The organism is Priestia sp. YIM B13489, assembly GCF_042787645.1.
Classification (GTDB): Bacteria; Bacillota; Bacilli; order Bacillales; family Bacillaceae_H; genus Priestia; species Priestia megaterium.
The window spans coordinates 1-7,489 of record NZ_JBHZOQ010000001.1; the positions used below are offsets into that span (position 1 = coordinate 1).

Genomic DNA, 7,489 nt, shown 5'->3' on the forward strand with positions numbered 1-7,489 from the left:
TGTGCCATCCTATCTATCCTGTTCCTTATCTATGGTGACTCTTATGTAGGCGTATATGGTGGCTGGATGGCGACCACTATAGCCGTGGCATTTAGCCACTTTGAACCACGCACATTATGATTGGCACTTTTGATTGGCGACCACACCTTTAAAATCGCCTTCATAATTTCTCAATCAAAAACGTTAATATATGATTGGGTCAATTCTATAAAAAAATCTATATAAAAAAATGCCTATGAAGAAATAGAGAATTAGTGTGTAATGCTTAAAACTTGTTCTAATAAAAAGTTTTATCTTTTACATACCTTGTAGAAAAACCAATTATTTGTCGTCACTAAGAGTAAAGGTTGCAACCATAAAATATAGAAGTTAGTTTATACAAAGTTATAAAGATTTCAACAATGAAAACCGAAAGAAAGCAGGCTTATGAGTAAAGATTCTATAACATTCATGGCTTGAACGGTTGGAAATTAAAGGTTTTCCTTCTTTTTTATAGAATAGTTCTATTTATCTATAAAAAGGGGGCTTTATAATCATGGAAGATTTGTTTAATGAAATCGAAAGAGGATTAGATGCTGGAGTGTATCACTTGGCTTTGGGAACTGCGTTATGTATACCAGATATTTGTGCTGGCTTACAATCAGAAGATGGTAAGACAAGTGGTAGAAAGTACAAAGAATGGTATAATAGCTACGTTGGAGATAAGATTCGTATGTCAGCAGATGATTGTTATTATTTCAGATGTTCCTTCTTACATCAAGGAACCACTCAACACGAAAATTCACAATATAAACGAATATTATTCGTTGAACCGAATAAATTAGGGATTTTCCACAATAATATAATTAATGACGCACTCAATATTGACGTTAGAATCTTCTGTAACGATTTAATAAAATCGGCTAGAGAATGGCTTAAAGACATGCAAGGCAACGAAACTTACATTAAAAACCATGAAAAATCATTTAAAAGATACCCGAATGGAATAGCACCATACATAGTGGGTGTTCCAGTTTACGGATAAATAATACAATCGGTCTTCTAAGGAGGTATTAATTTGACTGTAAGTGAATTAATCCAATATCTAAACAACTTTGATAAAGATAGTGAGGTTTTTATCTCCTGCGAGGGCGGTTGTGTGACGGATAATGAAATAAAGGTCTTACAAAAAGAAAATAAAGTAATTCTAGAAATAGAATAAGAGGGCTGAATTCAGTCCTCTTTTTATTTTCCGTCCATAAAAGTATACCTTATTCTACATTTCTTATTTTAGGGATCAATTGCATAGATAAACTAAATGAATTGATTGTGCAAAGGGTTCTAGTGGCATGAGATTAGCTTGTGCGGTGGTCTTTAAAGATTCTATATATAGCAAGGCTTGTGCATGAAAAAGTTTTGAGGCAGGGCATCTATAGCGGGCAGGGAAGCGGTAAATACGCACAACTAAGAACAATCGCAGCTGTACACTTTCAAGGCTTTTCAATTCCTTTTTAAACATGGCTATAAGCCTTCAGATTTACCTGTATGAGGTTTTATAGGTTAAGGTAATAAAACAACTATTAGAAATAGAAAAAGTCATTCATTAAGCGAATGACTACTTCCTTACTAATAGTTCTTTATAGCTTCAGCGTAAACAGATTTAAGAAGAAAGTCTCTCTTTTCCCTTAATGTTTCTTCCAATCTTCCTAATTCTTCAATATCTTCTGCATACCTTGCTTCTAAGCTTTTCTTCAAGAAGTTTTCGGACTCTTTAATATAATCATCTGCTTGAGTAAGAAGGTTATCACAATAGAAATTGACATACATTTCTAAACGTTGCTTTTTAACATAAAAACCATTTTTAAATACTGCCTTTAACTTTGCTTCTTCTTGCCTTGTACCTGCCTCCATTCTCGGTGGAAAGCTTGAATTAGGATTTTGAATACCAGCCTCCAAATAATCTTGTAGCTGATGGATTAATAAATGTATGTCTTCGATCTTATCTCTTTTAAACTCTGATTTCTGTTTTTTATTGTTAAAATACAGATTTATTATTGTCACTAGTATAGTTATTCCTCCACCAAATACCGCACCGATTAAAACCAAATATTCCTTAGGCATTTTCATTCCTCCTCTTTGTAGGTCTATAATACTGCCAAAAGGAAGAATCTACAATATAAATTATCATTTTTTACCATGTGATTAATAAACTTTAGAAAGCCTTATATAGCAAGGGTTGAGTGAATTTGAAAGGCACATTTATTAATCACAATACGGTGGGATTAATAGATTCTAAAATAACTCATTTATAGACTGTCGAGAATTTATGTAACATCACTCAGGTTCAAGATAAATATTCAGACAATTCCCAAACCCTTGGGGCTGTAAGGTTCACTGGCACCCTTAAATATTCGTAATATTCAGACCCTGTAATCCATAATGATTTCTCCTCCTTAAGAATAAGAGAAGTAAAGATAATAAACTTAACTAACTGTAATAAAGATAACAGCTAAAGCTGGTGCTAAAGCACAACATGAACTAAACATTAAACCTAAACTATTCTTACTGTTAACAGAGATAGTAAAAGTAATTGATCTTAAGAAAGAGTTCACTGAATGAACGTAGTGAATGAAAGTGCCGTAAGGAATTATGTTTAATCTTTATCTTTAAATTAATTTAATCACTAAACAGGATAATGAATAGAAGTGTCTAATAGTACAGCTATCACTTGTTATTCTTGTATCATAGATACTCCACAGCCTCACTGACCTTTGCAGGGTTTGTGGGGCTTTCTTTTTGTATATAGAATTAATTTTGTCTAAAAAGAAAAACGCTTATCTGTTATAAGATAAACGTCTCCATTATGTAAAACGTAAAGTTTAATCCATGCACTATGAACAGTAGCCACCAGCCAAAACGAAACGCAAACGGCAGTTTACCCCAATTGTCCTTCACCCTGAACTCTTTCATGTATACCTGAAATGCCACTCCAAATACACTTGTTAAAGCAAACATAAATCTAGTCTGTACTATAAAATCGGGATTCTTCGTTGATATTAAATACAGAAAAGCAGTTATGATTGCTGATCCTATCACTAGTATTCCAAATATCAGTATTGCCTTACTTGATTTAGGTTCTTTATTTTCCATTATGTATTCACTCCTATGTAGTTACTGCTACCGCCCTTCGGTTGCTTCACCCTGAACTTTCCATGCGTGTCTTCACTCCGTTACGCCCCACCTGAAAAGCTTCAGTGTCCACGTCCTCACCCTTCTAAACTAGCAGCCTTATCTACATTTCAGTTGTTAATCTTTTAAAAAGCAGTTGACTCTTTGAACGCCCTTTGACTGAATCGGGCTTGCTGATTAGGAAACGTAAGGCATAGAAACGCCTACCTACAGAGACGAAAATAAAGAAAATCGTCAATGTAAGTAGTAGGCGTTAATACTGAATCTGGGATGTGAAAAGGTGTCCGCAGTGTATCCCTGTTAACGCTAGAATTGCTTCTAAACAAGCCTACTGTATCAAGTAGCCCTAACAGTTCAGGTTCTTTAAAAACCCTCTGTGGCTTGTCCTACGGCACCGTGATGCCCTACCCTTCCTTCGTTCAGCACTAATGTAGCTTTCACATTTCAGATAGTGGCGTAACAGGGAACGCCCTTAATCTATCCTATCTCCATTTCTAATAGCGTTGGCTGGATCAATACCTGACGTAGTTTTTTCACCTGTGTTTAACGGCTACCCACAAGGAACAGACAACAAAAAAGCGATATCTCAATTAACCTGTGCTTTTACAAGTTAAAGAGATACCGCCCTTTGTCTGTCCGTGTCTGAATATGTATAACGATTTCAAGTAATTTCTATTGAAAAAACGATAGACTACGGGTACAATAGGTGTATCAATTTAGTCCTGGGTTGACAGGGCTAAAACTTTAACCAGTGGTGCAACACTTGGTTAGTGAGAAGTCGATTCAGTTAAAGGGTGCAACCTTTAGCATAACGAATCGGCTTTTCTTTATGTTTCCGTTCATATTTAATTATCTATCATTTTATCCTTATCATTCTAGTAAATCAACAGAAATATCGATAAAAACCCAATAAAGTTAAGGGTTTACGATATATCGTAATTTCAAATAGATTCTATCACACTCTTTATCTTATTAAGTGATTCTAATTCAAGTGCTTTTAATTACAACACACATGGAAGGGACTAACTAATCAGTTCCATATGTGACTAGCTAATATATAAACAAGGGATTAACGAGTCCTTCATATAGTGATTAACCTTTTAAGCCTTCAGAATCTTTTCTAAAGGCTGTTTGTCGTTTCTGATATTTTCATATTTCTCAACCTCACAAAACGTCTGTATGAGGCTAAATGAACCTCACAGAAGCCCTTTCTCTTTGAATACTTTCCTTAAGCACTCATTTACAAGATCAGATCGAACTCCACTATCTACACTTTCGATAATTTGTAGTACATCGTGGTCTAAATAAAATGCTTTACTAGTTCTCTTTGGTTTCTGTCCTGAAAGCAAAAGGTCAATGGTGTCGCTGTTTTGTTCAATAGCCTTATCATCAGCCTTTTTTCTAGCTAATTGGGCATTTCTTTCACGTGCATAATCGCTATAAGCATCGCCATCAAAAATGCTAGGTCTCCTAATCTTATTTTCACTAACTTTATCATTATCCTTAATGCTTACTTTTTTGTTGCTTTTTTTGACTTCATTTTTGATATTACTTTTATTACTAATTTCGGGTCTATTTTCATTATAATTTTGTAGCGTACTGGCTACTTCCTTACCTGCTTTTATGACCTCACTTTTAGCCTCTTTTTTACCACTAGTTCTAGCCTTCTTTTTAAACACATTATCAACGGCTAATTCACGAACACTTTCATCAGTTCCAATGAAGTTATATTCACCTTTTACACTGTCCCACTCAAAACCTAGATTCTTAATTTTAGTTTGAATAGTTCGGTCTGAAAATCCATACTTTTCAGCAAGATCAATGACCTTTAACTCCTTGTTACTAATCGCTTTTATCATTTCTTTTACTAACATTTTAGTCACCTCATTAGTACACATTATTATTAACTCATTTCACCCTAAACTATATTCTATTTCGTTGTCAAAAATACCTTTATTTCTGTTGTCAGAATAGGAACCTCAGATTGTTGTTATTAGCGGTACTAGAAAGGTTAAACTCCTTAAAAAAAGGAGGAATAAACCTGTATCGATATGTAATTTAACATTCCTCTTAATAAGGGGACTTCTAAAGGTTCCTACGGTTTGTAAGACCTCCAATTATATAAATACAACTACGAGGCTTAATGTTCGGTTGTTGAGTCTCTCAATTTCTAAAAGAAGGTGAAATGAAAATGAATACTAACAGAACTGCGTATAAGCAGGAAGTTGACCATAGATTTATGAAGCCCGTAAGAATGGCTAGAAACAAAACACAAGCCCAACTAGCAGAACTAATGAATGTTGATGTTAGCACTGTAGGCAAGTTAGAACGTGAAGAATTAAAGTTTACACCACTATATGAAAGTAAGTTTAACGATGCTTTGAAGCGAATGAGGGTTTCTAACATGGAATTAGTTAGCATACGTGAACTTGTAAATATGAAACAGAGAAGGGGTTATAAGTAATGGCGGAAGTAAAGGTGAAACCACTATTTAAAGAAGCGAAGAAGGTTATCGCTACTTATCAAGAAGAGGTTCAAGAGTTAGATGAAAGAGAACGTGAATTAGAGACTGAAGCGGAAGTTCTTCAGGGCGAAATGACTTCTAATTTAGTTGAACAGGAGACTGCTAATGTAGGAACTCTGGTTTATTTGAAGATTCAAGCCAAAGAAATTAACCAAAAGGCTGAAGTCATCAATGTACTGTTAGAAGAATTAAAAGAGGAACGCACAGAACTAAAGCTTAAATACGTTCCATTAATCAGAAGTGCTTTAGGTGAGTCACCTTACCCTGAATACAAAGCTACTGAGATTGTAGAGAAATATAAGTATCAGATGCTATCTGAGATTAGTGAAATCGGTAAGCAAATGAGAACACAGTATTATGAGATTGCACCTGAGGTGGCAGAAATCTACGAAGATCCAACAGTCAATGAACGTTACCCACGATTGAAATACCACTTTACTTACGACAAGTTTAAGCCTAGCTTCTATTGGCTTGAGAATAGTGTTGTAGCTAAGAGTGAAGTATTCAATGCGTGTGACGGTCAAAACATCAAGAAACCAAAAGGAGTTAACTAACATGAACTTACTAAGCATGACTACGAAAACAGACATATTAGCGGAATTAAAACAAGGAAATACAGCGGTTCTAAAAGGATTACCACCAGTACTAGCCATGCAGTACGGTTTGCAGTTACAAAATGAGGTAGGACAGGTTGAAAATTCTGCAATTGATGAAGCGGCCGTGGGTAACGCCATGTTAAATCTAATGGGCAATACGGGTATTAAAGAACAGATTATTAAACAGATGGAAGATAACAAGGTCACTGGCTAATTAGCTGGTGGCTTTTTCTTATTTAAGGAGAGATAAATAATGGAACACACTAATGAACGGTACACAAATATCATGAGACTACCTATAGAAAGCACACCAGCCCTTTATGCTTATGGAAAATCAAATATAAGTAACTGCAAATGTACGTTTATCGATGGCAGCCAATACTTTCAAAAGGTGGTAGCAAATGATAAGACATATAAGTTTAGCAGTGAGTTCAACAAGTTATATCTAGATCAAGAATGTACTGTCCTGGCACCAATTACACGAAACCAGAAAATCCGTGAGTGCAAAAACCGTGGACTATTGTAGATGTTGCATGGTACAATATACCTCCCTGTAGGTAATTTATTAGAAGATACAACACAAAACTTATAGAAACCCCCGTGTCTATCCACGGGGTTTTTTATTGTACCTAAAAAGGTTTTCAGCCACACCGTAAAAATTTTTAAACGGTACTAGCCATGCTGATTTTACTGAAATCACTAATCACCCTTCACCTATAGTGGCGTACAGTGAAGTAAGTAAAGCCATAGTACGCCAAGTGAAAGTTAAGTGCCTTAGAATGCTAATCTCAGTAGCTGTTGTGCATCGAATGAACGGAAAATTGGTGCAAATTTGTTGCATCCATCAGACGGACGGTATATAGACCCCCTGCCCCCATGGTATACCCTTCCGCCTTGTCTGATTGTCATGGTGGTTTTATCTATTACCTCAGCCACCATACGGCTACACTATGCCTTGCTGATCTTCCTTCATCGTTCTCTCATCGTTTATCTATCTTACTCGGCTGTTCGTCCATCGTGCTTGCCTTCACCTTACTCACTACCTTGCCTCATGTGGTCTGCCATTGTGCCACGTCATGTGTGGTTGAGTAGTTTGTGCGTGGTCACGCCTGTAGTCATGCTGGTTGGCGGTGTGTGCCATCCTATCTATCCTGTTCCTTATCTATGGTGACTCTTATGTAGGCGTATATGGTGGCTGGAT

Annotated in this window: 8 protein-coding genes; 5 read left to right on the forward strand and 3 right to left on the reverse strand. The window is 35.9% G+C overall.

What is annotated here, in order from left to right; translation table 11 throughout:
- Positions 1-535 precede the first annotated feature (535 nt).
- Both ACFX4W_RS00005 and ACFX4W_RS00010 read left to right on the forward strand, forming a co-directional pair.
- Positions 536-1,024, forward strand: a complete 489-nt coding sequence (locus ACFX4W_RS00005; protein WP_377558821.1) for a hypothetical protein — start codon at positions 536-538, stop codon at positions 1,022-1,024.
- A gap of 33 nt (positions 1,025-1,057) precedes the next feature.
- Positions 1,058-1,201 carry a hypothetical protein gene (locus ACFX4W_RS00010; RefSeq protein WP_377558822.1) on the forward strand — a complete coding sequence of 48 codons (144 nt, stop codon included), beginning with the start codon at positions 1,058-1,060 and terminating at the stop codon, positions 1,199-1,201.
- Between the two features lie 404 nt (positions 1,202-1,605).
- On the opposite strand, the gene ACFX4W_RS00015 is transcribed toward ACFX4W_RS00010, so the two are convergent.
- The 3 genes from ACFX4W_RS00015 to ACFX4W_RS00025 all read right to left on the reverse strand — a co-directional run bounded on the left by ACFX4W_RS00015 (position 1,606) and on the right by ACFX4W_RS00025 (position 5,042).
- Entirely contained in the window at positions 1,606-2,100 is a 495-nt protein-coding gene (locus ACFX4W_RS00015) for a hypothetical protein (RefSeq protein ID WP_377558823.1), read from the reverse strand.
- A gap of 720 nt (positions 2,101-2,820) precedes the next feature.
- Complete coding sequence (locus ACFX4W_RS00020; RefSeq protein ID WP_377558824.1) at positions 2,821-3,129, reverse strand: hypothetical protein; 309 nt, start codon at positions 3,127-3,129, stop codon at positions 2,821-2,823.
- A gap of 1,235 nt (positions 3,130-4,364) precedes the next feature.
- Positions 4,365-5,042: a hypothetical protein gene (locus tag ACFX4W_RS00025; protein ID WP_377558825.1), complete on the reverse strand. Its 678-nt coding sequence runs from the start codon at positions 5,040-5,042 to the stop codon at positions 4,365-4,367.
- 317 nt (positions 5,043-5,359) lie between these two features.
- Here ACFX4W_RS00025 and ACFX4W_RS00030 point away from each other — a divergent pair, with 317 nt between their 5' ends.
- The 3 genes from ACFX4W_RS00030 to ACFX4W_RS00040 are packed head-to-tail and all read left to right on the forward strand — an operon-like array spanning position 5,360 to position 6,502.
- Positions 5,360-5,632, forward strand: coding sequence for a helix-turn-helix domain-containing protein (locus ACFX4W_RS00030; protein WP_377558826.1), 273 nt, complete (start codon positions 5,360-5,362; stop codon positions 5,630-5,632).
- Entirely contained in the window at positions 5,632-6,246 is a 615-nt protein-coding gene (locus ACFX4W_RS00035; protein ID WP_377558827.1) for a hypothetical protein, read from the forward strand. Before ACFX4W_RS00030 ends, ACFX4W_RS00035 begins: the two co-directional genes overlap by 1 nt.
- Position 6,247: 1 nt before the next feature.
- The gene (locus ACFX4W_RS00040) at positions 6,248-6,502 is read left to right on the forward strand and encodes a hypothetical protein (RefSeq protein WP_377558828.1); all 255 of its coding nucleotides are present in this window, start codon (positions 6,248-6,250) and stop codon (positions 6,500-6,502) included.
- Positions 6,503-7,489 lie beyond the last annotated feature (987 nt).